We start from the raw sequence: 24,843 nt of genomic DNA on the forward strand, positions 1-24,843 counted from the left end.
GCTTGGGAACAGCGGAAGTCAGATAAGATTTTTCAATCGGTATCTGATAAAAATCATCCAGATTTGCCTGTTTTGTCTGCCTCCCAAGAATTGGGAATGGTGAAAAGAGATGATGTAGGCATAGATATAAAATATGATAAAAGTAGTTTGAAAAATTACAAAAGGGTCGTACCTGGACAGTTTGTAATTCACCTTCGCTCATTTCAAGGGGGCTTTGCTCATTCTATCATTGAAGGTATTACTTCTCCAGCATACACAATTCTTGATTTTGTAAAACTCGATGAACATTCAGATTTATTTTGGAAGAATATTTTAACTAGTAGGGACTTTATAAAGAGATTGGAAGCTGTAACTTACGGTATTAGAGATGGCAGAAGTATAAGTTTTAGTGATTTTTCATCTTTAAATTTTAATTTCCCCACCCTCCCCGAACAAAAAGCCATCGGCGATTTCTTTTCCACTCTGGACCACTCCATTGCCCTTCATCAGCGTAAGCTTGAGCATTTGAAACTTCGTAAGAAGGCGCTTTTGCAAAAAATGTTTCCTTAAGAAAGGAGAACTGTATGGTTTTAGAAAATAAACTGCATTTAACAGACTCAACGGAATTAGCCCGGCAAGAGGAAAAAATCAGCAAGCAAAAAGCAGCTAAAATGTTTGAAACAGGCTTCTTAGACACCTTGGAAGTCGGCTCTTATGACAGTCTAGCTGCCATTCATACTTATTTGTTCTCAGAAATTTATGATTTTGCGGGTAAGGTTCGTACAGTCAATATTGCCAAAGGAAGTTTTCGCTTTGCACCAGTTATGTATCTTGAGACTTCCTTGGAAAATGTGTCTGCCATGCCTCAGAATACGTTTGAGGAAATCGTTGAAAAATATGTTGAGATGAATATTGCCCATCCCTTTCGAGAAGGAAATGGTAGAAGTATGCGGATTTGGTTGGATGTAATCTTGAAAAAAGAGTTAGGACAGGTTGTTGATTGGTCTAAGGTGGACAAGGACGATTACCTGCTTGCGATGGAGCGAAGTCCAATCAGGGATATTGAAATAAAACATATCTTGAGAAAAGCTCTCACGCAGGATACAACTAACCGAGAACTTTACATGAAAGGGATTGATCATAGTTATTACTATGAGGGATACAGTTTATACAGGACTGAGGATTTATAATATGTCACAAACACAAGAAATTACAAATAAAATATGGGCAATGGCCAATGAACTGCGCGGGAACATGGATGCTTCTGAGTATAAAAATTATATCTTGGCTTTTATGTTTTATCGCTATTTGTCCGAGCATCAGGAGCAATACCTGATTAACAATGCTATTTTAGATCTAGAAGATGGTAAGACAATCAACCAACTGTATAAAGAGCAGGCAACGGGTGAGGAGTTGGCAGATTATCTGGAAGATATTGCGTCTAGTTTAGGGTATGCGATTGCTCCTGAAGATACATGGCTCTCTTTATTGGCTCGCATTGAAAACAATGAGGTTATCCCGAGCGATTATCAAACAATTTTTGACCATTTCAATGCCAATGCGGAACTGAACAAAGAAGCGGTGCAGGATTTTCGTGGAGTTTTTAATGATATCAATCTGGGAGATACGCGTCTTGGTTCTTCTACCAATGATCGGGCAAAATCGCTCAATCGAATTGTCAAATTAGTGGATGATATTAACTATAAGAGCGATGACGGTAGAGATATTTTAGGGTTTATCTATGAAGAATTAATCAAGAAGTTTGCGGCTTCAGCAGGGAAAAAAGGCGGAGAATTTTACACACCGCATGAAGTTAGTCAAATTCTAGCTAAGATTGTCACGGATAAGGTTGAACAAACCGAGCGTACCTTTTCTGTATATGACCCAACCATGGGTTCGGGTTCTCTTTTGCTGACAGTTGGAAATGAATTGCCAAATGGTCAAAAGCCTGGAGCAATTAAGTATTTTGGGCAGGAGCTTAATACAACGACCTATAACTTGGCTAGGATGAATCTGATGATGCACGGTGTTACTTATAGTAACATGAATCTGAGCAATGCTGACACCTTGGAAAGTGATTGGCCGGACGGACCGGACGAAAAAGGGGTTGACCATCCCCGTAGCTTCGATGCAGTAGTAGCCAACCCCCCCTATTCTGCTAAATGGGACAATGCTGACAACAAGCTAAAAGACCCGCGCTTTTCAGAATATGGGAAATTAGCTCCTGCTTCTAAGGCGGATTTTGCCTTTATTCTCCACAGTGTCTACCATCTGAATGATACAGGTACCATGGCCATTGTTTTGCCGCACGGCGTGCTCTTTCGGGGAGCTGCTGAATTAAAAATCCGTCAGACGCTGGTTGAAAAGAATTACTTGGATACCGTTATTGGTCTGCCAGCCAATCTCTTTTATGGAACAAGCATTCCTACAACCGTCTTAGTTTTCAGAAAAAATAAAGAAAATCGAGACATTCTTTTCATTGATGCCAGTAAAGATTTTGATAAGGGAAAGAATCAAAACACCTTAAACGATGATCATATTGAAAAAATTATTGAAACTTTCCGAAACCGTCAAGATGTGAACAAATATGCTCGACTAGTTTCATTTGAAGAGATTAAAGAGAATGATTTTAATCTAAACATTCCTCGATATGTTGATACTTTCGAAGAGGAAGAGGAGATAGATCTGGATGAGATAACCCGCCTTATCGCTCAAGATGAAGCGGAAATAGCAGAATTAGAAGCCCTTATCGCAGACCAATTACATCAGTTGGGAGTGGAGATGTAACATAGAAAAAGCAGGGAAAATTTCTTGCTTTTTTCTTTTCGCTTGGGAACAGCGGAAGTCAGATAAGATTTTTCAATCGGTATCTGATAAAAATCATCCAGATTTGCCTGTTTTGTCTGCCTCCCAAGAATTGGGAATGGTGAAAAGAGATGATGTAGGCATAGATATAAAATATGATAAAAGTAGTTTGAAAAATTACAAAAGGGTCGTACCTGGACAGTTTGTAATTCACCTTCGCTCATTTCAAGGGGGCTTTGCTCATTCTATCATTGAAGGTATTACTTCTCCAGCATACACAATTCTTGATTTTGTAAAACTCGATGAACATTCAGATTTATTTTGGAAGAATATTTTAACTAGTAGGGACTTTATAAAGAGATTGGAAGCTGTAACTTACGGTATTAGAGATGGCAGAAGTATAAGTTTTAGTGATTTTTCATCTTTAAATTTTAATTTCCCCACCCTCCCCGAACAAAAAGCCATCGGCGATTTCTTTTCCACTCTGGACCACTCCATTGCCCTTCATCAGCGTGAGTAATTTAACAGATTTTGGAGGTGGAATTATGATGACATTTACATCAGAGACTCTTTTTCATGAATATTTCAAAGAATGGATTAAGCTTTTTAAAGAGGGCGCAGTCAGAACTGTCACATTAGAAAAATACTACCATAATCAAAAGGAAATAGAAAAGTTAGCTAGCCATCTGACATTGGGACAAATAGACCGAACAGTCTATCAGCAGTTGCTAAATGCATATGCTTTAACTCATGAAAAACAAACTGTGATAGACTTTCATCATCAAGTCAAGGGAGCTATCCTTGATGCCGTTGATGAGGGATATATTCAGCGTGACCCAACACGAAAAGTAATTTTCAAAGGGAAACCACCAAGAGTTAAAAAAGCAAAATATCTGAATCAATATGAACTACATAATTTATTATCTGATTTGAAATTGACAAATGAAATTAATTGGGATTGGTTGATTTTACTGATAGCAAAAACCGGCTTGAGATTTTCAGAAGCACTAGGTCTAACGCCTGATGATTTTGACTTTATTCACCAAACTATTTCCGTAAATAAAACTTGGGATTACAAAACTCATACCGGTTTTCAACCAACAAAAAATCGCTCCTCCATTCGAAAAGTTCAAATTGATTGGCAGATTGGCATGCAGTTTCAACAACTTGTAAAATCTATTGAACACGATGAACCGATATTTGCAACTGATACAATTTGCAATTCAACCCCCAACAAATGGCTGGAGCGTCACTGTAAAAAGATAGGGATTCCAGTTATCAGTATCCATGGCCTCCGTCACACTCATGCATCTCTTCTAATGTTTGCGGGAGTTTCTATCGCCAGTGTTTCAAGAAGATTGGGCCATTCGTCAATGACCACAACACAAAAAGTTTATATGCACATCATTCAAGAATTAGAAAATCAAGATAACGATCTAGTTATGAGATACTTATCTGGACTAGTATAAGATAATTTGGAACGATACAATTTACTCACGCTGATGAAGGGCAATGGAACGGTCTAGGGTGGAAAAGAAATCGCCGATGGCTTTTTGTTCGGCTGTATCAGGAATCAAAACATCAAATAAAGAAAATTTTGAAATCCAATGCCGTTCATGATTTTCAGGATTATATTTAACTTGCTTTAAAATATGATAAAGAAAATAGAAATTATCTTCTGTTGATGTTTTATAAAGAAGTTTCATAGCTGAACTCTTAACTTTAAACGGGAAATCAACAAAATGTGAACTAGTTGTAAAGTCATCAAAGATAATGACAGGGCTAGCAGATGTCGCATCTTTTATTCCATCTTTCTCATTTGTGTAGCCTAATATAAAACTTTGTCCAGCGGTTAAAACTGGAATTTCATAGTCATCACTATAATCAGTAGAGTTTACGATATATTTTGTTGGCTGTTCATATCCCAAAATCTCCCCCAACTTCCGCTGTTCCCAAGCGGTTAGTAATTTTCATCTTTTTAATAATTTATAGATTTTAATTTTAGAATTGATAAAAAGACCTAAGTCTCGTAACCAAAGGCTTAGGTCTTTTTCTTCATTTCACCAACTCCTGTAAAATAGCTTTATTCTTCTTCAAAACGGAAATGTAGAAAGTCTTGGTAGCTTCTTTGTCCGAGATAGGAATCTGGATACGTTGGCTATTCACAGTGGATTCTTCAGTGTTTTGTTGAGTAATATTGGTAGAAAAAGTTGGTAATGCAGAAGCATTTACTAAATCAACAAAGGCTGCCCGATCTTTTTGAACAATAAACTTTGTTTGCGTCAGTTGATTGACTAATGGCTGCCAAATGCCTAGATCCGAGCGCAGCAGCATAGTCAAATTAGCAATTCTGCAAGTTTTATCTCTTTTCGTGTGGCATACGGGTGAGTCAAAGGAACGGATAAGTAAAGTTGCTCCATGAAAAGACCCATGGAAAGAATATGCTCTTTTTTGATAGGATAGTCTGTTACAATGAAGTGAACGTTCTCATCGTCCTGAGCTTTCTCCAATTCGTCATTCGTCTTTTGCTCAATTTGAATGTGTTGCTCCAAGCCCTTTTCTTTTATACGACTTTCCAGTTCAAAGATGGCTACCGGTGCATTAACACCACCAAAAATAGTATTTTCTTTTAATGCAAAATGTTGTACATCATCGAGAAATTTTTGTTTTTGTTTCAGAAATTTTTTGGTTAGTTTAACAGTTTGATGACCGGTTTCCGTGAAACTTAATTTATTTTTTCTTCGCTCAAAAAGAATAACTCCCAATTCATCTTCCAGCATTTGCATATTTCGAGTTAAGGATGGCTGAGAGATGAGTAGGACTTCGGCTGCCTTAGACAAGGTTCCCTCCTGTGATAAAACAATGAGTTGCTCCAAGTGTTGTAAATTCAGCATGATGTCTCCTTTTTGATCAATGAGTTGGACAGCTTTGACTATAGGTAAAATGAATACTAGTATCATCTATCGTTATTGTACAATTTTTTATTTATCTTGTAAAATGAGAGCAGCACAAGTCGTTCAAACCTATTCAAGTTCTATGCAAACCTTTTCAATTCGTAAAAAATCTGATATAATAAGAATGAAAAAAATTATTAGAGGAGGGTAGCATGTCTAAAAAAATTATTGGGATTGATTTAGGTGGTACATCTGTGAAGTTTGCGATTCTGACCCAAGAGGGAGAAGTTCAAGAAAAATGGTCTATTAAGACAAACATTTTAGATGAAGGTAGTCATATTGTTGATGATATGATTGAATCTATCAATCATCGCTTGCGACTATTGGGACTTGGGGCAGAAGATTTCATTGGAATTGGCATGGGTTCACCTGGTGTTGTGGATCGTGAAAAAGGAACGGTTATTGGGGCTTATAATCTCAATTGGAAAACTTTACAACCTGTAAAAGAAAAAATTGAGAAAGCAACTGGTATTTCTTTCTTTATTGATAATGACGCAAATGTAGCTGCTCTTGGCGAACGTTGGAAGGGTGCTGGTGAAAATCAGCCTGATGTTGTGTTTATGACTCTTGGAACAGGTGTCGGTGGCGGTATTGTTGCGGAAGGAAAATTACTGCACGGTGTAGCTGGAGCAGCTGGAGAGCTGGGACATATCACAGTTGATTTTGATCAGCCGATTCTCTGTACTTGTGGTAAAAAAGGTTGCTTAGAAACCGTAGCTTCTGCAACAGGTATTGTTAATTTAACGCGTCGCTACGCTGATGAATATGCTGGTGATGCAGAGCTGAAACAATTGATTGACAACGGCGAAGACGTTAGTGCAAAAATTGTTTTTGATTTGGCTAAAGCTGGTGATGAACTAGCCCTCATTGTTTATCGTAATTTTGCACGTTATCTTGGTATTGCTTGTGCCAACATTGGATCTATCTTAAATCCGTCAACGATTGTCATCGGTGGTGGCGTCTCTGCAGCAGGTGAATTTTTACTAGACGGTGTTCGTAAGGTCTATGAAGAAAATTCTTTCCCTCAAGTGCGTACATCCACAAAACTTGCACTTGCAACGCTTGGAAATGATGCAGGTGTCATAGGAGCAGCTTCATTGGTTCTTCAATAATTCTACTAAAATGGAAAAAATAATCCAAATAAGGCATTTACAATTATTATAAAATTTGTTATGATATTAGATAGTGCGTAATGGAAGCACTAAAAAACGACTAATCCGCTGTGGTCTTGAACTGTAAGATTAGTAAGATAGGAGAAGAAAAATGAATCCATTAATCCAAAGTTTGACTGAAGGTCAACTTCGTACTGATATTCCTGCATTCCGTCCAGGTGATACTGTTCGTGTTCACGCGAAAGTTGTCGAAGGAAATCGCGAACGTATCCAAATCTTCGAAGGTGTGGTTATCGCTCGTAAAGGTGCTGGTATTTCAGAAAACTATACTGTTCGTAAAATTTCTAACGGTGTAGGTGTTGAACGTATCTTCCCACTTCACACACCACGTGTTGAAAAGATTGAAGTAGTGCGTTACGGTAAAGTACGTCGTGCGAAATTGTATTACCTTCGTGCATTGCAAGGTAAAGCAGCGCGTATCAAAGAAATTCGCCGTTAATGTGGAATTAACTCTGTCACTTGGCAGAGTTTTTCTCTAGTCCCCTTAGTTCAATGGATATAACAACTCCCTCCTAAGGAGTAGTTGCTGGTTCGATTCCGGCAGGGGACATAATGTGCCCTCAAAAGTCCTTATTGTTGAAGGGCTTTTGTGTTTTTTGAGTTCAATATTTGCTTGTTATTCTCAATAAAATATAAAAGTAAAGTTTGTTTTGGAAACATCTGACTGAAAGGATAAGAATATGAAGGCTTATTTTATTGGAGGACTAGGCTGCAATTGCTATTATCCACAGGACTTTTTTAATGCACTGTCTTTTCCAGTTACTTATCTAGATATTTATGATTCTAGGTTGGAAGAGCAACTGATTTCATTACAGGCGTTGAAAGATTGGTTTATGGCACAAGTTGATATGGATGACGATATTCTGTTAATAGCCCATTCTTTGGGAGCAGATTTAGCAGTTTATCTAACAAGTGTCTATGATAAAATTACGCATCTCGTCTTATTAGATGGTGGATACATTAATATGGATAAAATTTGCCCTTTGAATGTAGAAATTGAAGATTCTCTGAATTATCTTCAAACGAATATTTATGAGAGCCTAAAGAAAGCTGTTATAACTGAAAAACAAAGCTCTGCTGTATGGTCAGAAAATTTGGAGAGGGTGGCAAAAGAAAGTTTTGTTTTTGATAAAGTTCAAAAACATTGGCATTTAAGCTTATCTAAAAAGTTAATGACTCATTTATTGACAATAAGACGGCAAGCTTTTAGAAATTTGTCCTTTTTGAAAAATAAAAATGCAATTTTGTTCATTCCAGAAATAAACAAGGAAACACCAATTTGGAAAAAGAGGGCTATACAGACCATCCCGAACTTTCTAAACCTCATAGAAATGACTAGCTGTAGTCATTCATTGTATATGGAAAAACCGAAAGAAATAGCAGCATTACTTGAAGATAAAATGGAAATTAGGTCACTCTTTTGAGAAAAGAGATTTTGCTCTTTGCCTTTTCTAGGACAAATTTTATGAGATATCTTCTAAACTAAATTGGAACAATCTGATTTAGTTTTTTTATTTCTATAATTTCTGTATTGTTTTACTACTTATTTTCTTTATTTTTAATTTCTTTTAAGAAAAAATTCAGTCACTTTTAAGAAAAAGTAGATATGATAGTTCCATTCAAAAGAAAGGACGTGATGAGATGAGAAACTCAAAGTTAAATTTGTTTGTCTGATAAATCTTGGCATCAAAGGAGTTATTGTGGCAATACTCTTTGGAATGCAATTTCTGATCGCTTAAAAATAGAAAGAAGGAATTTGACAAAAATGAAACAAGAGAACACAAGTAAGAAAGAGAAGATGATCATGGTTGAAAAAAGTACCAAATGGTGTATGACTGTTGTAGCAAGCGGGTCACTTGCTGTTGGTCTTCTCGGTGGGCTAGGCATTGGCTCTTTAGCGACAAATGCACTCAATCAGCAGGCAAAAGTACAGACAAGTACGACAACTCAGGCACAGAATAACCAGCAACAGGGAAACCAAAATCAAGGTGGTCCGGGAATGCCTCCAGGTGGACAAAACGGAAATAACCAAGGTGGTCCAAATGGCATGCCACCCCAACAAAATGGCGACCAAAGTGACAATAATAATAGTCAAAATGGCTCAGGAAACAGTAATAACTCAAAGAAAAAAGCTCCATCAAATGCTGACGGTTCAACCAAATCAGATAAGAATAGTAGCACGACAGAAAATAATGATTCAAATACAACAAATTCTTAATATTTCAGAGAAAGTCATGATATAATAGAATCAGAATAATAGAAAGTCAGTAGATTGATTTTTGGCAAGACAATGCGAAAGCATTACTTAGTTCACGATGAAGGGAGCGGGCAGAACTGAACATTCAAAATGTTTTTTAGTTCGTGGCCTTATCCCATTAAGCCTCAAAGTACTGTTTTGAGCAATCAGCTACTGCATCGTTAGTTTAGTGCATAACGAATTTTGAAACTGGAGACTTTTGTCCCAAACTTGTATTTTAGAAGGAAAAGCATATGATTAAGATTCTATTAGTGGAAGACGACCTCGGTCTATCTAATTCAGTATTTGATTTTTTGGATGATTTTGCAGATGTCATGCAAGTTTTTGACGGTGAGGAAGGATTGTACGAGGCTGAGAGTGGCGTGTACGACCTTATCTTGCTTGATTTGATGTTGCCAGAAAAAGACGGTTTCCAAGTATTGAAAGAATTGCGTGAAAAAGGCGTTACCACACCTGTTTTGATTATGACAGCCAAAGAAAGTTTGAATGATAAAGGACATGGTTTTGAGTTGGGTGCTGATGATTATTTGACTAAACCATTTTATCTGGAAGAATTAAAAATGCGGATTCAAGCTCTCTTGAAGCGTTCTGGCAAGTTCAATGAAAACACCCTTTCTTATGGCGATGTCACTGTTAATTTATCAACAAACACTACACTTGTAGACGGAAATGAAGTAGAATTGCTCGGAAAAGAATTTGACTTGCTGGTGTATTTCTTGCAAAATCAAAACGTTATTTTGCCTAAGACACAGATTTTCGATCGCTTGTGGGGATTTGATAGTGATACAACGATTTCAGTTGTAGAAGTTTATGTCTCAAAAATCCGGAAAAAATTGAAAGGGACGACCTTTGCGAACAATCTTCAAACGCTTCGTAGTGTCGGATATATTTTAAAAGATGCTGAATAAACTAAAAAAAACATGGTATGCGGATGATTTTTCTTATTTCATTCGCAATTTTGGTATTTTTACTCTCATTTTCTCAGCCATGACTTTGATTATCATTCAGGTGATGCGCTCAAGCCTTTATACAACGGTTGATAATAACTTGAAAAGTCTCAGTCAGGATTCTGCTTCTGTCATCAATTTGGCACTCGCTCGGAGAGTGGGGATGGAACAGAAGTCAGACAACGGAGAGCCTAAAACCGATACGGGTGACAAAGAGCTTACTGATAAACCAAATGTCAGTGCCAATACGGAAGTTATTTTATTTGATAAGAATTATAAGCCAATCATTACAAGCAATAATTTTCTGGGACTTAATAAACTTTCCTTTAATAGCAAGCAATTGGATCGCATTCGGCAAGTCCAGGTTAAAAGCAATTATGGTCGACAAGAAACCTATCGGATGATTTTATTTGAAGTGAAAATCCCAAATTTGGAAACCAATGTCAAATATGCAGCGGTCTTTATCAATATCAGTCAGTTGGAACAAACTAGTCAAAATCATGAGCAGCTGATTGTAGTTGTGATGATTAGTTTCTGGGGAATTTCCTTGATTGCCAGTGTCTATCTGGCTCGGGTTAGTGTTAAACCTTTGTTGGAGAGTATTCAAAAGCAAAAGAGCTTTGTTGAAAATGCCAGTCATGAGTTGCGCACGCCTCTAGCTGTTTTACAAAATCGTTTGGAGACTTTGTTTAGAAAACCAGAAGCCACCATTATGGAATCGAGTGAAAGCATCGCTTCTAGTTTAGATGAAGTGCGAAACATGAAAATGTTGACAACGAACTTACTTAATTTAGCACGGCGTGACGACGGGATTAAACCAGAAATTGGCGATGTCGAGCCAAATTTCTTTAATACGACCTTTACCAACTATGAAATGGTTGCCGCAGAAAATGGGAAAACTTTCCGATTTGACAATAGGATTCACCGCATGATTAAAACAGACAAGACCTTGCTGAAGCAATTAATGACGATTCTGTTTGACAATGCTCTGAAATATACAGATGAAGACGGTGTGATTGAATTGACAATCTCTGCAAATGATCGAAATTTGTTTTTGAAGGTTTCGGATAATGGTCCAGGGATTAGTACAGCAGATAAGAAAAAGATTTTTGATCGTTTTTATCGTGTTGATAAAGCACGGACTCGACAGACAGGTGGTTTTGGTTTAGGCTTGTCGCTTGCAAAGCAAATCACAGAAGCCCTTAAAGGGACCATTACGGTGAAAGATAATAAGCCGAAAGGAACCATTTTTGAGGTGAAGATTGCCATTAGAACGGACAATAGAAAGAAAAAATAAGTCAGGAATAACCTGTATTCATAGGGAAGGTTGTTTCGGAAGATGAGAAAAAACACGAACAAAGTCAGGATTAGTTGTTGGCTATCTTGATCTGTTCGTGTTTTTATCTTGTTTAAAAGCAGAGTTGAATGGTTGAGGCTGGGATGTCATTATTTTCGTCAGCCTAGCGGAAGAACTGTCTAAGTTTTAGTTTATGCTGTCAGCTGAGCGGACGGATTGCCTGGGTTTTAGTTTGTGCTGTCAGCTGAGCGGACGGATTGCCTGAGTTTCAGTTTATTCCGTCAGCTGGGCGGACGAGCTGCCTGGGTTTTAGTTTGTGCTGTCAGCCGAGCGGACAAGGACCCTCAACTTTCTGTTTGCTTCGTCGCCCCGATCAACAAAGAGAATGAGTTTAAGTCTCTAGCAAGAGTAGGAAGTGATTTGTGGTTTAGATCTCACTGTGTTCTTTATTTTATTGCGCAGACCAGACACTAACCGATTTTTCTGCAACTGGGAAATCTGCCCAGCCGTCTTTTTTGATTGTCACGCTTTCTGAGCAATTTCCCAAGTAATCTTTGAATTTCTTACCAGCCCAATTTTTACCGACATACATGCGTTTTGAACTGGCTTGATCGTTTGTTAAGATGACAGCAATCGGCTGTCCGTTATCTTTGCCTGAACGGGTCCAAGCAATGCAATGCTCGTCGTCAAAATAATCTTTCTGTTTTCCATAGGCTAAGTTGAGACGAATATCTAATAATTTATCAAGAACTGTTTGGAAGCTGTCTTGAGCGAATTCGCCTTTGATACCATAGTAATCTCCATAGAAAACGCAAGGCAGACCTGCTTCACGCAACAAAATGAGAGCGTAAGCAGCAGGTTTAAACCATTCTTCAACAGTTGATTCCAGCGCTTGTCCACGTTGTGTGTCATGATTATCGACAAAAGTAACAGCCGATTTAGGGTGGTTTTTGACAAGCGTTTGTTCAAAAATATTTCTCAAATCATAGTCCGCCCCAGCGCGGCTAGCATCAAATAAGTTGTGGTGCAGTTTGACATCTACTAGATCAAAACGATAGTCAATACTTCCTAAATAATCGTTATTTGCAGTTTCATCACCATTCCAAAACTCTCCAAAGACATAGAAATCTTCTCCATACTTTGCCATAATGTCGCGGATAAAATTTCCCATAAAGAAAGAATCGATATGCTTGATAGCGTCCAGTCTAAAGCCATGAATGCCGGTCGTTTCGATAAACCAATCTGCCCAATCATAAAGGTTTTGAATGACTTCTGGGTGCTTAAAATCAAGGTCAGCGTACATGAGATAGTCGAAATTTCCATTTTCATTGTCCACTAAATCATCGTCAGCCCAACCTTTGTTGTCCCCTTGAATTAGGTAAATCCCTGATTTATTTCGCTTAGCATCATAATCCGTCCCTGTAAAGTGGTACCAATGCCATTCAAAATCATTGTATTTTTTATGGCGGCCGGGGAATGTGAACTTGGTCCAGCCTTTTATTTCAAAAGGCTCAGAGAGGGCGACTGTACGATCATTTGGGTCAACTTCAATAACAGTAAATCTCTCTTTGTAATCCGCTGCCGCCTTGTGATTTAAAACGACATCTGCAATGGGTTCAATTCCATTTTCTTTGAGTGCCTTGATTGCGTTCAAATAGTCTTCCTTAAAGCCATACTTTGTCCGAACCGTTCCTTTTTGGTCAAATTCGCCCAAGTCAAATAAATCATAAATGCCGTAGCCGACATCGTTGGAACTAGTGGCTTTAAAAGCAGGTGGCATCCAAACCTTGCGAATGCCTTTAGAAGCTAGATGTGGAGCGTCTGTTGCCAAGCGATTCCAATGTTGTCCGTCATTTGGTAGATACCATTCAAAATATTGCATCAATGTTTGATTTTTCATACGAGATACCTCTTTCTTGTCTTGATGGCTACTATTTTAGCAAAATAATCTCCACAGCGCAAACGTTTGCGTAAATTTTATAGAGTCAAAGGATGAAAAATAGATTGAAACGATGATTGTTGAGGTATATAATAAGGCTAGCAAGCTATTTTTATAAAAAGTTGAAGGAGCCATTGATGAAAAATAGGATTCAAGATATTTTTGACAAGAGCATGGCGATTGAGAGTTTCACGCATACGAGTTCAGAAAGAAATATTGAAAATTTTCTCAATCACTATATTGGCGGTTTGCCGTATTTTCAGGAGCATTCAGATTATTTTGGCACCTATCAGATTCCGGATGATATTTACCAGCGTAGTGTTAATTGGGCTTTGGTAAAAGGTCATTGTGCAGATACAGTGATTTTGTTTCATCACCATGATACGGTAGATATTGAGGATTTTGGAAATTTAAAGGAATTTGCTTTTGATAATGTTGCTTTGAAAAAGGCTTTAGCAAGTGCTTCACTGGGTCAAGATGTGTTAGAAGATATAACTTCTAACGAATGGCAGTTTGGTCGCGGGTCATGTGATATGAAAGCAGCGTTGGCTTTGCAATTGGGAGTAGTAGCAGAATATGCGAGCAAAGCAGAAGGAGAAGTGAATCTTCTTTATTTATCAGTTGGAGATGAGGAATCCTATTCTCAGGGAATGCGAGCTGCGGTAGGTTTGCTTGCTGATCTGAAAAAGAAATTTCATCTGAATTATATCTTGGCGATTGATTCAGAACCATTTGAAAGCAATTCTGTTCAAGAAAAAGTATTGCATGTTGGAACAGTTGGGAAAATGATGCCTGTCGTGGTTACGCAGGGTATTCTTTCCCACATGAAAGAGCCTCTCAAAGGTATCAATGCCGTCTCGCTTCTAGCAAAAGTAGTGGAAAAAATTGACCTTAATCCCCGCTTGTCGGATTCGATTTATGGAGAGCAGGCTCCTTTGCCTTCGTGGTCTTACATGCGTGATTTGAAGGAAAATTATGATGTGTCAACGGTTTTAAGAGCAGCAGGTTATTTTAGTGTTCTTTATTTAGATAAAAGTCCGAAAGAGCTGATGACGACGATTCAACAACTCTGCCAAGAAGCCGTTGATGAGTTTTATGAGCGTTATCAGGCTTTGCAGGTGATTTATAAAGAGGATAAAAAAGTCACAAAACCTCATGTATTGACTTATGAAGAATTAATCCAGTTATGTCAAAAGAAGGCTGGATTTGAAGAATTTATGCACAAGGCAAACCAATCTGCTCATGAAGCATTTCAAGCGGGTTCAAGCTATCAAGAAATAACCATTGCAACTGTTCAAAAGGTGTTAGATTTCTATGATAAAAAGGAGGCATTTGTTGTGCTAGCTATTGCGCCGCCTTATTATCCTTCTATGAATTGTCGACATCTGAAAAATAGCGTGGTTGATATTGAAAAACTCATTGCACTTTATAGTGGATACTTATCTGACACAGCGGCTGGTCGTCTCGCAGTAGAAGAGTTCTTTATGGGAATCTGTGACATTAGTTACTGTGCTTTAGAAAAATCTGTTAAAGAGTATCAAAAAATTATCGAGAGTATGGCTGTTCCTGAACATTTATATTCGATTGATTTTGAGAAAATTCAGGACATCAATGTTCCTGGCATCAATCTGGGACCTTGGGGAAAAGATTTACATCAGTTAACAGAACGCGTCTATGAAAAGGATATGTTGGAGACGATTCCTCAATTTCTGTTATATTTGCTAGAACATATTGACAGTATTAAAAAATAAAAAAACAAGAGCTATATTCATAACTGAGCTGAATATAGCTTTTGATGTTTATGAAAATTGCGCTAAAAAGTTATCTAGTTCTTTTTGGTTATGAAGAACTATAAATTTGTAGGGATACATTTTTTGAAGTTTCTCATATCGTTTCCGAATATTAGCAGTTCGTCCGTCAAGTAAGATCCAGCGGATAAATTCCCAGTCAAACTTTTCAGGACAGCCTTGTGCCATACTGTCTCTGACCTTACCTCTGTTCTTGGAATAACGCTTTGCAGCCCGTAAAAGACAATCCCAACGCGAGAAATTTAAAAAGATAATTTGGTCTGCTTGCTCCATTCTCTCTTCATAGCAGCAGGAGCTGTAGTTTCCGTCTATCACCCAAGACAGATTCTCGTTTAAGAAAGTCTTGACTTGCTCTTGCATCCAGCTGCGGTCACTCATTTCCCAATTGGGTAGAAATTGTAGCGTGTCCAAATGAAGCAGTGAGATGTCATAATGTTTTGCTAAATATTTAGCAAGTGTAGACTTTCCAGAGCCGGAGTAGCCGATAATTGCGATTTTCATATAGAGCCTTTCTTACCGATGCAACAAAAAAAGCTCCACTGAGCTCTTTTTTACGTTATGCAAATTATTTTGCAAGTTTGCTAGCAAGGCGTGCTTTATCGCGGCTCGCTTTGTTTTTGTGAATCAAACCTTTAGTTTCTGCTTTATCAATAGCTGAGCTTGCAGCACGGAAAAGTTCTTCAGAAGGATTTGCTTCAAATGCTTTAATTGCAGAACGCATAGCTGATTTTTGAGCTGAGTTTTTTTCGTTTTGTTTAACGTTTAATTCAGCGCGTTTGATAGCTGATTTAATATTTGCCAATGTTTTCACCTCCAATGATATACTAACTATCTAATTATATATGAAAAGTTGAGATTTGACAAGCCTTTTTATTTTTTTAAGTAAATTTCATCAATCTCATGATTTTCTGTTTTATGAAGAATAATTTCAGCTCGGTTGCGTGTGGGTTCGATATAATCCTGTAAATTGACAAGATTAATAGATTTCCAGACATTTTGAGCAAATTCCATAACTTTGTTTTCTGGCTGAGAAGTGAAAGGATGATAATAGTTATTTGGATCTTCTTTTGCTAAAGTGAGCAATTTTTTAAAGCGGTCCAGATACCAAGTTTCGATATTTTCAACTTCCGCATCCACGTAAATCGAAAAATCAAAGAAATCCGTCATATAAAGGCGTTCATTTTGTGGATTTTGGAAAACGTTGATACCTTCAACAATGACAAAATCTGCAGCTGTAACAGACTGTTTTTTATTAGGAACAATATCATAAATTTCATGTGAATAAACAGGGATTTGGTAGTTTTGTCCATTTTTGATATTGTCAAGAAAATCAAGCAGCAGCTCCATGTTATAACTTTCTGGAAAGCCTTTGCGCTTGAGGAGATTTTGCTCCTCCAAATGAGCATTAGGATAAAGAAATCCATCTGTTGTTACCAATTCAACAGTTGCATTAGAAAATGTCCGAGATAAAAGTATTTGCAAGAGCCGACTGGTAGTAGATTTTCCAACAGCGACACTTCCAGAAACACCAATGATGAACGGTTGCCGTTTGCTTGCTTTCTGTAAAAAAATCCCTTTTGAGAATGCCAAATCCTCTTTTGAACGCTTGTAAATCTGAATAAGATTGGTTAAAGGCAGATAAACATCTGTCACATCTTGAAGGCTGATCTTATCATTGAAACTTTTGATAGAATTCAATTCTTTTTGCGTCAAAGGCGGGGTTGTTTTACGATGCAGATTTTGCCAAGTTTTTCGACTAATCTTTTCAAAATGGATAAATTCGTTCGTCATATTCACTCCTATAGTTGAAAAATAGTATAACATAATTTTAAACAAATTGTAAACGGTTTACAAATAAAAGGTCTTTATGTTAAAATAGTTTTATGGCTAAAATGTATTTCGCAGAAAATCCAGATGCAGAACATGATATTCACGAATTGAAGGTTCAGCTTCTGGGTCAAAAGATGACTTTCTTGACTGATGCAGGAGTCTTTAGTAAGAAAATGATTGATTATGGCAGTCAAGCTCTTTTAAAGTGTCTTGATTTTCATAAGCAAGAAAGCGTATTAGATGTCGGTTGTGGCTACGGAACGTTGGGACTGACTTTGGTCAAAGCTAAAGAAGTCGAAGCAACGCTTGTTGATATAAATCAGCGCGCTCTTGATTTGGCGCGTCAAAATGCTGAGCGCAATCAAGTCCTAGCTACGATTTTTCAATCTAATATTTATCAAAATGTAGAAGGGAGATTTCATCATATTATCAGTAATCCACCGATTCGAGCTGGGAAACAGATTGTTCATGAGGTGATTGCAGGAAGCCATGCGCACTTACTAGACGGAGGTGACTTGACGATTGTGATTCAAAAAAAACAAGGGGCACCAAGTGCCAAAGCCAAGATGGAAGAAGTTTTTGGAAACTGCGAAATTCTAAAAAAAGATAAGGGATATTATATCCTTAGAAGTAGGAAGGAAATATGAGAGCAGTTGATGTTATTCAGAAAAAGCGAGATGGCTTAGAATTAACTAGTGATGAAATCAAGTGGTTAATTGAAGGTTATGTTGCTGGAACTGTGCCAGATTATCAAATGTCAGCTTTTGCAATGGCAGTGTATTTTAAAGGCATGACCACTCGTGAAATATCTGATTTAACCATGACCATGGTAGGGACAGGTCAGCAAATTGATTTGTCAGCTATATCTGGAGTTAAGGTTGATAAGCATTCAACCGGAGGCGTAGGAGACAAGGTAACGCTTGTACTGGTGCCTTTGGTAGCTAGTTTTGGAATCCCCGTTGCTAAAATGAGTGGTCGTGGACTCGGTCACACAGGGGGAACGCTTGATAAATTAGAATCCATTAAAGGATTTCAAATTGAGCGTAGCCAAGAAGAATTTATTAAGCAAGTACAGGATATTGGACTATCCGTCATTGGTCAGTCTGATCAGTTGGTGAAGGCAGACAAGTTGTTGTACGCTTTGCGTGATGTGACGGCGACAGTTGATACCATTCCTTTAATTGCAAGTTCTGTTATGAGTAAGAAAATCGCAGCTGGGGCAGATAGTATTTTGCTAGATGTGACAGTTGGTGAAGGTGCATTTATGAAGAACTTGGATGATGCGCGTGCTCTAGCTCGTACTATGGTTGATTTAGGAAAGGCAGTTGGGCGTAGAACAACAGCTGTTATCACCGACATGAGCCAACCTTTAGGAACCAGCATTGGTAATCGTTTGGAAATCCTTGAAGCTTTGGATATCCTGCAAGGAAAAGGACGAGAAGATGTAACAGAATTTATTTGTGAATTAGGCCAAATCATGCTTGGCTTAGCAAATGTTGAAAAAACTGTAAAAGAAGTGCGGGAACATCTATTTGATGGATCGGCACTGCAAAAATTTGAAGCTATGGTTGTTGCACAAGGTGGCGATTTAGAAGATTTGTACCGCCCTTCATCAGCAAAATACGTTGTAGAAGTGACTGCAGATGAAGCGGGTTATATTTCTGAATTGCCAGCTATGGAATTTGGTTTATTTGCCATGCGGCTAGGTGCAGGCCGAGCGGTGAAAACGGATGCCTTAGACTTTGAAACAGGAATTGTTTTTGAAAAGAAAGTCGGAGAATCAATCAAAATTGGTGAAATTGTCGCAAAAGTTTATGCAAATGAAAAAATTTCACAAGAACTAGTTACAGAATTCAAAAAAAATGTTAAAATAAGTAATGAGCCGAAAAAAGTTCAAGAGATTATTGAAGTAATCGCTTAACTTACAGGAGAACCGAAAATGAAGTTAAATAAATACATCGATCATACGCTTTTGAAACCAGATGCTCAACAAGAGCAAATTGAAAAATTGATTGAAGAAGCAAGAGAATATGATTTTGCAAGTGTCTGTGTCAACCCAACTTGGGTCAGCTTTGCCGCAGAAGGATTACGAGATACAGATGTTAAAGTTTGTACCGTTATTGGATTCCCACTGGGAGCAAATACGCCTGCTGTGAAAGCATTTGAAGCAAGAGATGCTATCAAGAATGGTGCAGACGAAGTGGATATGGTGATCAACATTGGTGCTTTGAAATCCCAAAATCTGGTTTTAGTAGAAGAAGATATTGCAGCAGTAGTAGAAGCAAGTGGTGATACACTTGTAAAAGTAATTATTGAAGCGTGCTTATTGACAGATGAAGAAAAAGTTGTAGCGTGTCAATTGGCTAAAGCAGCTGGTGCAGACTTTGTGAAAACCTCAACTGGATTTTCAACTGGAGGCGCTACTGTTCATGATGTGGCGTTGATGAGAAAAGCAGTTGGTCCGGATATGGGGGTCAAAGCTTCAGGAGGCGCTCGCTCATACGAAGATGCAGTCGCATTTATTGAAGCAGGCGCAACGCGTATTGGAGCTTCTTCTGGTGTAGCCATTATGAAAGGAGAAAAAGCTAGTGGCGACTACTGAGTTGATTGATCTAGCGATTGAGACAAGTAAAAAGGCCTACGTTCCTTATTCTCATTTTCCAATTGGAGCCGTACTAGTAGCTAAAAATGGTCAGATTTTTACAGGCGTAAACATTGAAAATGCTAGTTTTGGTTTGACAAATTGTGGAGAACGTACAGCTATTTTTAAAGCTATTTCAGAAGGCGTTACGGAGTTTGAGGAACTAATCGTTTATGGTGAAACCCAAAAACCCGTTTCTCCGTGTGGAGCTTGTCGTCAAGTAATGGCAGAATTTTTTTCTCAGGATTTAAAGGTGACACTTGTTGCCAAAGATAAATCGACGGTCGTGATGACGGTCAAGGAATTACTTCCGTATTCTTTTACTAACTTGGATTAGTTGGTAAAAACGGTCAGTTGACCAAAGTTAATTTTGCAACCTTGTTGCACATCTTATTTAGGAGGTTCAGAGATGAACAAGAAACAATGGCTAGGCCTTGGTCTAGTAGCTGTCGCAGCAATTGGACTTGCTGCATGTGGTAACCGTGCATCTAAATCAGATAATAAAGATGCAAAGACGGATTTGAAAGCTGCAATTGTTACAGATACAGGTGGTGTAGATGATAAATCATTTAACCAATCTGCTTGGGAAGGTTTGCAAGCTTGGGGTAAAGAAAATGGGTTGACAAAAGACCATGGCTTTACTTACTTCCAATCTACAAACGAATCTGAATACGCTACAAACCTTGAGCAAGCTGCTTCTAGCAATTACAAATTAGTATTTGGTATTGGATTTGCTCTTCGTAATGCAGTAGAATCTGCTGCAAAGGATCACTCTGATATTAACTATGTTATTATTGATGATGAAATTAAAGGTCAAAAGAATGTAGCTTCTGCACTCTTTGCAGATAACGAAGCTGCTTACCTTGCTGGTGTGGCTGCAGCCAAAACAACTAAAACAAAAATGATTGGTTTTGTTGGTGGTATCAAAGGTGCTGTATTAACTCGTTTTGAAAAAGGTTTTGAAGCAGGTGTGAAATCTGTTGATCCTTCTATTAAGATTGATGTGAAATACGCTGAAAGCTTTGGAGATGCTTCTAAAGGGAAGACAATTGCAGCAGCTCAATATGCAGCTGGTGCAGACGTTGTTTATCAAGTAGCCGGTGGTACTGGTGCTGGTGTATTCAACGAAGCAAAATCTATCAACGAAACTAGAAATGAATCTGACAAAGTTTGGGTCATCGGTGTTGACCGCGACCAAAACGATGAAGGTAAATACAAATCTAAAGACGGCAAAGAATCTAACTTTGTTTTGGCATCTAGCTTGAAAAAAGTTGGTGGTACTGTAAAAGATATTGCTAACAAAACAGCAAAAGATAAATTTCCAGGAGGAAAAACTACAACTTACGGTCTGAAAGACGGTGGAGTAGATTTGACAACTAAGAACTTATCAGATGATGCTAAAAAAGCTGTTGAAGATGCAAAAGCAAAAATCCTTGACGGAAGTATTAAAGTTCCTACAGAATAAAGAATAACCTGACACTCAAGAAGCGACCTTCGTGGGTCGCTTTTTTGAGATTGAGACAGCTTTTGTCTCAGTAAAGCTGGCTAATCTTTTAGTGAGTTTTACTGAAATAAAATAATTTCTGAAAGGAATCAATCATATGGCACATGAGAATGTCATTGAAATGCATGAAATAACCAAGATTTTTGGTGAATTTGTCGCAAATGATAAAATCAACTTAAATCTAAGACGCGGTGAAATTCATGCACTTTTAGGAGAAAACGGAGCGGGCAAGTCCACTCTGATGAATATGTTAGCTGGCTTGCTTGAGCCAACAAGTGGTGAGATTACTGTGAATGGAAAATCAGTGACAATTGATTCTCCATCGAAATCAGCATCTTTAGGAATCGGAATGGTTCACCAGCATTTCATGTTGGTAGAGGCTTTCACGGTTGCTGAGAATATCATTTTGGGTAGTGAAACGACCAAAAATGGTGTTTTAGATATTCGAAAGGCAATCAAAGACATCAAGGAACTATCCGAAAAATATGGTTTAGCTGTGGATCCGACTGCAAAAGTTGAAGATATTTCAGTTGGTGCGCAACAACGTGTTGAAATCTTGAAAACATTGTATCGTGGCGCAGATATCTTGATTTTTGACGAACCAACAGCAGTATTAACTCCTTCAGAAATTGAAGAACTAGAACATATCATGAAAAATCTAGTCAAAGAAGGAAAATCCATTATTTTGATTACACATAAATTGGATGAAATCCGTGCTGTTTCTGATCGTGTAACTGTCATCCGTCGCGGTAAGAGTATTCAAACCGTTGAAATTGGTGGCGCAACGAATAAAGATCTTGCTGAAATGATGGTGGGACGTTCAGTATCCTTTACAACGGAAAAAGAAGCTTCAAATCCAAAAGAAGTTGTTCTATCTATTAAGGATTTGGTTGTGAATGAGAATCGTGGTGTGCCTGCTGTTAAAAATTTATCTTTGGATGTACGAGCTGGTGAAATTGTTGGGATTGCCGGGATTGATGGCAATGGACAAAGCGAGCTAGTTCAAGCAATCACAGGTCTTCGGAAGGTGAAATCAGGTAGCATTACCATTAAGGGGAAAGAAGTCGTTGGCTTATCTCCGCGGAAAATTACCGAAATGCAAGTTAGTCATGTGCCGGAAGACCGTCATCGTGATGGCTTGGTTTTAGATATGATGTTGTCTGAGAATATGGCTCTGCAAACTTATTACAAGGAGCCATTAAGCAAAAATGGAATTTTGAATTACAATAATATCACTTCTTATGCACGAAAGTTAATGGATGAATTTGATGTTCGGGCTGCAAGTGAAAGTGTTCCAGCATCTGCTCTTTCAGGAGGAAATCAACAAAAAGCCATTATTGCTCGTGAAATAGACCGCAATCCTGACCTTCTAATCGTTAGTCAGCCAACTCGTGGATTAGACGTTGGAGCGATTGAATACATTCATAAACGTTTGATTGAAGAACGTGACAAGGGTAAAGCAGTGCTTGTGGTCAGCTTTGAATTAGATGAAATCCTGAATGTTTCAGACCGTATTGCTGTTATTCATGATGGTAAGATTCAAGGTATTGTAACTCCAGCAGAAACTAATAAACAAGAGTTGGGTATCTTGATGGCTGGTGGTGAAATTAAGAAGGGAGATTCAAATGACTAAGAAAACACAGCAAATTGCGGTGCCTTTGATTTCCGTTGTTCTTGGAATTTTACTCGGTGCCATTATCATGTGGATTTTTGGCTATGATGCTATCTGGGGTTATGAAGAGCTGTTCAAAGCTGCTTTTGGTACTATCCGTAGTATTGGTGAAATTTTCCGCGCAATGGGTCCACTTATTTTAATTGCTCTTGGGTTTGCAGTAGCGAGTCGGGCTGGATTCTTTAATGTCGGCTTGCCGGGGCAAGCTTTGGCAGGTTGGATTTTGAGTGGCTGGTTTGCGCTTTCATTTCCTAATCTTCCTCGCCCAATTATGATTCTTGCTACGGTTGTCATTGCAGCAGTAGCTGGTGGGATTATCGGTGCTATTCCTGGTATTCTTCGTGCTTATTTGGGAACAAGTGAAGTTATCGTTACGATTATGATGAACTATATCGTTCTTTACGTTGGAAATGCAATGATTCATAGTTTCCCAAAAAGTGTTATGCAAAGTATTGACTCAAGTGTTAAAGTTGGGGCTAATGCAACTTATCAAACAGAATGGTTACGGGCATTGACCAATAATTCACGGATGAATATCGGAATCTTCTTTGCAGTTATTGCCGTTGTTCTTATTTGGTTTATGCTGAAAAAAACAACGCTTGGATTTGAAATCCGTTCTGTCGGGCTAAATCCAAATGCGAGTGAATATGCAGGGATGTCTGCTAAACGGACGATTATTCTTTCAATGATTATCTCAGGTGCCCTTGCCGGTGTCGGAGGTGTTGTTGAAGGACTTGGAACTTTCCAAAATGTCTATGTACAAGGAAGTTCCCTAGCTGTCGGCTTTAATGGTATGGCCGTTAGCTTGCTGGCAAATAATTCACCAATTGGTATTCTCTTTGCAGCATTCTTATTTGCCGTGCTTCAAGTCGGAGCTCCAGGTATGAACACCGCAACGATTCCAGCGGAGCTGGTAAATATTGTAACAGCATCAATTATTTTCTTTGTAAGTATTCATTACATCATTGAACACTTTATCAAACCAAGAAAACAAGCAAAAGTAAAGGGAGGAAAATAAGATGAATTTTGTAACAATGTTAAGTCTGTTAGTTTCCTCTATGCTGATTTATGCGGCACCTTTAATCTTTACTAGTATCGGTGGTGCCTTCTCAGAGCATGCTGGGATTGTCAATGTCGGACTTGAAGGTATTATGGTTATGGGAGCTTTCTCAGGAGTTGTCTTTAACCTTACTTTTGTGAATACCTTTGGAAGTTTAACACCTTGGTTAGCACTTTTAGTCGGTGGTATTGTGGGACTAATTTTCTCACTCATTCATGCTGTAGCAACTATCAATTTCCGTGCGGACCATGTTGTTAGTGGTACAGTGCTTAATTTGATGGCGCCTGCGTTAGCGATTTTCTTGGTAAAAGCTTTCTATAATAAAGGGCAAACAGATAATATTCAAGTATCATTTGGTAAATTTAATTTTCCACTATTATCAGATATTCCTGTCATTGGAGATATCTTCTTTAAACACACCAGTCTAATGGGGTATATTGCAGTTGCATTTGCTTTCCTAGCATGGTTCATTATGTTTAAGACGAAATTTGGGCTTCGTTTGCGCTCCGTAGGTGAACACCCACAAGCGGCAGACACCCTCGGTATCAATGTTTATCTCATGCGTTATTACGGTGTGATGATTTCAGGTTTTCTTGGCGGTGTTGGTGGAGCGATTTATGCACAATCTATTTCCGTAAATTTCGCTGCTACAACCATTATCGGACCAGGATTCATCTCACTGGCTGCTATGATTTTTGGTAAATGGAATCCAATTGGCGCTATGCTTTCAAGTCTATTCTTTGGGCTATCTCAAAGTTTAGCCGTTATCGGAAGTCAATTACCATTCCTATCACATGTACCAGCTGTGTACCTACAAATTGCACCTTATGTATTGACTATTGTTGTGTTGGCAGCATTCTTCGGAAAAGCTGTTGCACCAAAAGCAGACGGTGTCAATTATATTAAATCAAAATAAACTATTGCAAAAAGCCAAGTTACTTTTCAAAGTAGCCTGGCTTTTTTGATAAAAAAAAAAAC

The 24,843-nt window shown here is 38.2% G+C and carries 26 protein-coding genes, 1 tRNA gene and 1 pseudogene; 21 read left to right on the forward strand and 7 right to left on the reverse strand.

The window, feature by feature from the left end:
* The 5 genes from IYQ91_RS00005 to IYQ91_RS00025 form a co-directional block, all read left to right on the forward strand.
* The coding region (locus IYQ91_RS00005; protein ID WP_229311571.1) for a restriction endonuclease subunit S at positions 1 to 549 on the forward strand (549 nt) is incomplete at its 5' end.
* Between the two features lie 14 nt (positions 550 to 563).
* Positions 564 to 1,169 carry a protein adenylyltransferase Fic gene (fic, locus tag IYQ91_RS00010; RefSeq protein WP_195672710.1) on the forward strand — a complete coding sequence of 202 codons (606 nt, stop codon included), beginning with the start codon at positions 564 to 566 and terminating at the stop codon, positions 1,167 to 1,169.
* 1 nt (position 1,170) lies between these two features.
* Positions 1,171 to 2,766, forward strand: a complete 1,596-nt coding sequence (locus IYQ91_RS00015) for a type I restriction-modification system subunit M (protein WP_195672711.1) — start codon at positions 1,171 to 1,173, stop codon at positions 2,764 to 2,766.
* 136 nt (positions 2,767 to 2,902) lie between these two features.
* Complete coding sequence (locus tag IYQ91_RS00020) at positions 2,903 to 3,304, forward strand: restriction endonuclease subunit S (protein WP_223351472.1); 402 nt, start codon at positions 2,903 to 2,905, stop codon at positions 3,302 to 3,304.
* 25 nt (positions 3,305 to 3,329) lie between these two features.
* Positions 3,330 to 4,253: a site-specific integrase gene (locus tag IYQ91_RS00025; RefSeq protein ID WP_195672712.1), complete on the forward strand. Its 924-nt coding sequence runs from the start codon at positions 3,330 to 3,332 to the stop codon at positions 4,251 to 4,253.
* Between the two features lie 21 nt (positions 4,254 to 4,274).
* Here IYQ91_RS00025 and IYQ91_RS00030 read toward each other — a convergent pair.
* From IYQ91_RS00030 to IYQ91_RS00035, 3 genes and pseudogenes are all read right to left on the reverse strand, one after another.
* Positions 4,275 to 4,727, reverse strand: a pseudogene (locus IYQ91_RS00030) (restriction endonuclease subunit S); the annotation flags it as partial.
* 112 nt (positions 4,728 to 4,839) lie between these two features.
* Complete coding sequence (locus tag IYQ91_RS09915) at positions 4,840 to 5,118, reverse strand: hypothetical protein (RefSeq protein ID WP_229311573.1); 279 nt, start codon at positions 5,116 to 5,118, stop codon at positions 4,840 to 4,842.
* 2 nt (positions 5,119 to 5,120) lie between these two features.
* Positions 5,121 to 5,678, reverse strand: a complete 558-nt coding sequence (locus tag IYQ91_RS00035; RefSeq protein WP_229311574.1) for a LysR family transcriptional regulator — start codon at positions 5,676 to 5,678, stop codon at positions 5,121 to 5,123.
* Between the two features lie 212 nt (positions 5,679 to 5,890).
* Between IYQ91_RS00035 and IYQ91_RS00040 the strand changes: the two genes are divergently transcribed.
* From IYQ91_RS00040 to IYQ91_RS00070, 7 genes are all read left to right on the forward strand, one after another.
* Positions 5,891 to 6,850, forward strand: a complete 960-nt coding sequence (locus IYQ91_RS00040; RefSeq protein ID WP_106083389.1) for an ROK family glucokinase — start codon at positions 5,891 to 5,893, stop codon at positions 6,848 to 6,850.
* 151 nt (positions 6,851 to 7,001) lie between these two features.
* Positions 7,002 to 7,349, forward strand: coding sequence for a 50S ribosomal protein L19 (gene rplS / locus IYQ91_RS00045; RefSeq protein WP_003024326.1), 348 nt, complete (start codon positions 7,002 to 7,004; stop codon positions 7,347 to 7,349).
* A gap of 39 nt (positions 7,350 to 7,388) precedes the next feature.
* Positions 7,389 to 7,460 (forward strand) — tRNA-Arg (locus IYQ91_RS00050).
* A 130-nt stretch (positions 7,461 to 7,590) separates the two neighbouring features.
* A complete protein-coding gene (locus tag IYQ91_RS00055; RefSeq protein ID WP_195672714.1) occupies positions 7,591 to 8,334 on the forward strand; it encodes an alpha/beta fold hydrolase in 744 nt (247 codons plus the stop codon).
* Between the two features lie 341 nt (positions 8,335 to 8,675).
* Positions 8,676 to 9,128, forward strand: a complete 453-nt coding sequence (locus tag IYQ91_RS00060) for a hypothetical protein (RefSeq protein WP_195672715.1) — start codon at positions 8,676 to 8,678, stop codon at positions 9,126 to 9,128.
* A gap of 272 nt (positions 9,129 to 9,400) precedes the next feature.
* The gene (locus IYQ91_RS00065) at positions 9,401 to 10,075 is read left to right on the forward strand and encodes a response regulator transcription factor (protein ID WP_003024352.1); all 675 of its coding nucleotides are present in this window, start codon (positions 9,401 to 9,403) and stop codon (positions 10,073 to 10,075) included.
* Complete coding sequence (locus tag IYQ91_RS00070; RefSeq protein ID WP_003024354.1) at positions 10,065 to 11,411, forward strand: sensor histidine kinase; 1,347 nt, start codon at positions 10,065 to 10,067, stop codon at positions 11,409 to 11,411. Before IYQ91_RS00065 ends, IYQ91_RS00070 begins: the two co-directional genes overlap by 11 nt.
* 451 nt (positions 11,412 to 11,862) lie before the next feature.
* Here IYQ91_RS00070 and IYQ91_RS00075 read toward each other — a convergent pair whose 3' ends face one another.
* Entirely contained in the window at positions 11,863 to 13,311 is a 1,449-nt protein-coding gene (locus tag IYQ91_RS00075) for an alpha-amylase (RefSeq protein ID WP_195672716.1), read from the reverse strand.
* A gap of 176 nt (positions 13,312 to 13,487) precedes the next feature.
* On the opposite strand from IYQ91_RS00075, the gene IYQ91_RS00080 reads away from it, so the two are divergent.
* Positions 13,488 to 15,101, forward strand: coding sequence for a M20/M25/M40 family metallo-hydrolase (locus IYQ91_RS00080; RefSeq protein ID WP_195672717.1), 1,614 nt, complete (start codon positions 13,488 to 13,490; stop codon positions 15,099 to 15,101).
* Positions 15,102 to 15,149: 48 nt separating this feature from the next.
* On the opposite strand, the gene IYQ91_RS00085 is transcribed toward IYQ91_RS00080, so the two are convergent.
* The 3 genes from IYQ91_RS00085 to coaA all read right to left on the reverse strand — a co-directional run bounded on the left by IYQ91_RS00085 (position 15,150) and on the right by coaA (position 16,949).
* On the reverse strand, positions 15,150 to 15,659 hold the full coding sequence (locus tag IYQ91_RS00085) for a DNA topology modulation protein (protein ID WP_195672718.1): 510 nt from the start codon (positions 15,657 to 15,659) through the stop codon (positions 15,150 to 15,152).
* 64 nt (positions 15,660 to 15,723) lie between these two features.
* Positions 15,724 to 15,975, reverse strand: a complete 252-nt coding sequence (gene rpsT / locus IYQ91_RS00090; RefSeq protein WP_020999623.1) for a 30S ribosomal protein S20 — start codon at positions 15,973 to 15,975, stop codon at positions 15,724 to 15,726.
* A 53-nt stretch (positions 15,976 to 16,028) separates the two neighbouring features.
* A complete protein-coding gene (coaA, locus tag IYQ91_RS00095; protein WP_003024363.1) occupies positions 16,029 to 16,949 on the reverse strand; it encodes a type I pantothenate kinase in 921 nt (306 codons plus the stop codon).
* 92 nt (positions 16,950 to 17,041) lie between these two features.
* Between coaA and IYQ91_RS00100 the strand changes: the two genes are divergently transcribed.
* From IYQ91_RS00100 to IYQ91_RS00135, 8 genes are all read left to right on the forward strand, one after another.
* Positions 17,042 to 17,635: a class I SAM-dependent methyltransferase gene (locus IYQ91_RS00100; RefSeq protein ID WP_049507128.1), complete on the forward strand. Its 594-nt coding sequence runs from the start codon at positions 17,042 to 17,044 to the stop codon at positions 17,633 to 17,635.
* Positions 17,632 to 18,909: a pyrimidine-nucleoside phosphorylase gene (locus IYQ91_RS00105; protein ID WP_195672719.1), complete on the forward strand. Its 1,278-nt coding sequence runs from the start codon at positions 17,632 to 17,634 to the stop codon at positions 18,907 to 18,909. Before IYQ91_RS00100 ends, IYQ91_RS00105 begins: the two co-directional genes overlap by 4 nt.
* 18 nt (positions 18,910 to 18,927) lie before the next feature.
* The gene (gene deoC, locus IYQ91_RS00110) at positions 18,928 to 19,590 is read left to right on the forward strand and encodes a deoxyribose-phosphate aldolase (RefSeq protein ID WP_022525891.1); all 663 of its coding nucleotides are present in this window, start codon (positions 18,928 to 18,930) and stop codon (positions 19,588 to 19,590) included.
* Entirely contained in the window at positions 19,577 to 19,966 is a 390-nt protein-coding gene (locus IYQ91_RS00115; protein ID WP_126467005.1) for a cytidine deaminase, read from the forward strand. The genes deoC and IYQ91_RS00115 overlap by 14 nt, the downstream gene beginning before the upstream one ends.
* 72 nt (positions 19,967 to 20,038) lie before the next feature.
* On the forward strand, positions 20,039 to 21,094 hold the full coding sequence (locus tag IYQ91_RS00120; protein ID WP_003024369.1) for a BMP family lipoprotein: 1,056 nt from the start codon (positions 20,039 to 20,041) through the stop codon (positions 21,092 to 21,094).
* Between the two features lie 136 nt (positions 21,095 to 21,230).
* Positions 21,231 to 22,766, forward strand: coding sequence for an ABC transporter ATP-binding protein (locus IYQ91_RS00125; RefSeq protein WP_003024370.1), 1,536 nt, complete (start codon positions 21,231 to 21,233; stop codon positions 22,764 to 22,766).
* Complete coding sequence (locus tag IYQ91_RS00130; RefSeq protein ID WP_003036657.1) at positions 22,759 to 23,823, forward strand: ABC transporter permease; 1,065 nt, start codon at positions 22,759 to 22,761, stop codon at positions 23,821 to 23,823. The genes IYQ91_RS00125 and IYQ91_RS00130 overlap by 8 nt, the downstream gene beginning before the upstream one ends.
* A gap of 1 nt (position 23,824) precedes the next feature.
* Positions 23,825 to 24,781 carry an ABC transporter permease gene (locus tag IYQ91_RS00135; RefSeq protein WP_003024372.1) on the forward strand — a complete coding sequence of 319 codons (957 nt, stop codon included), beginning with the start codon at positions 23,825 to 23,827 and terminating at the stop codon, positions 24,779 to 24,781.
* Positions 24,782 to 24,843: the final 62 nt, after the last annotated feature.

Origin of the sequence: Streptococcus sp. HF-2466 (genome assembly GCF_015594645.1) — a bacterium.
Taxonomy (GTDB): domain Bacteria; phylum Bacillota; class Bacilli; order Lactobacillales; family Streptococcaceae; genus Streptococcus; species Streptococcus anginosus.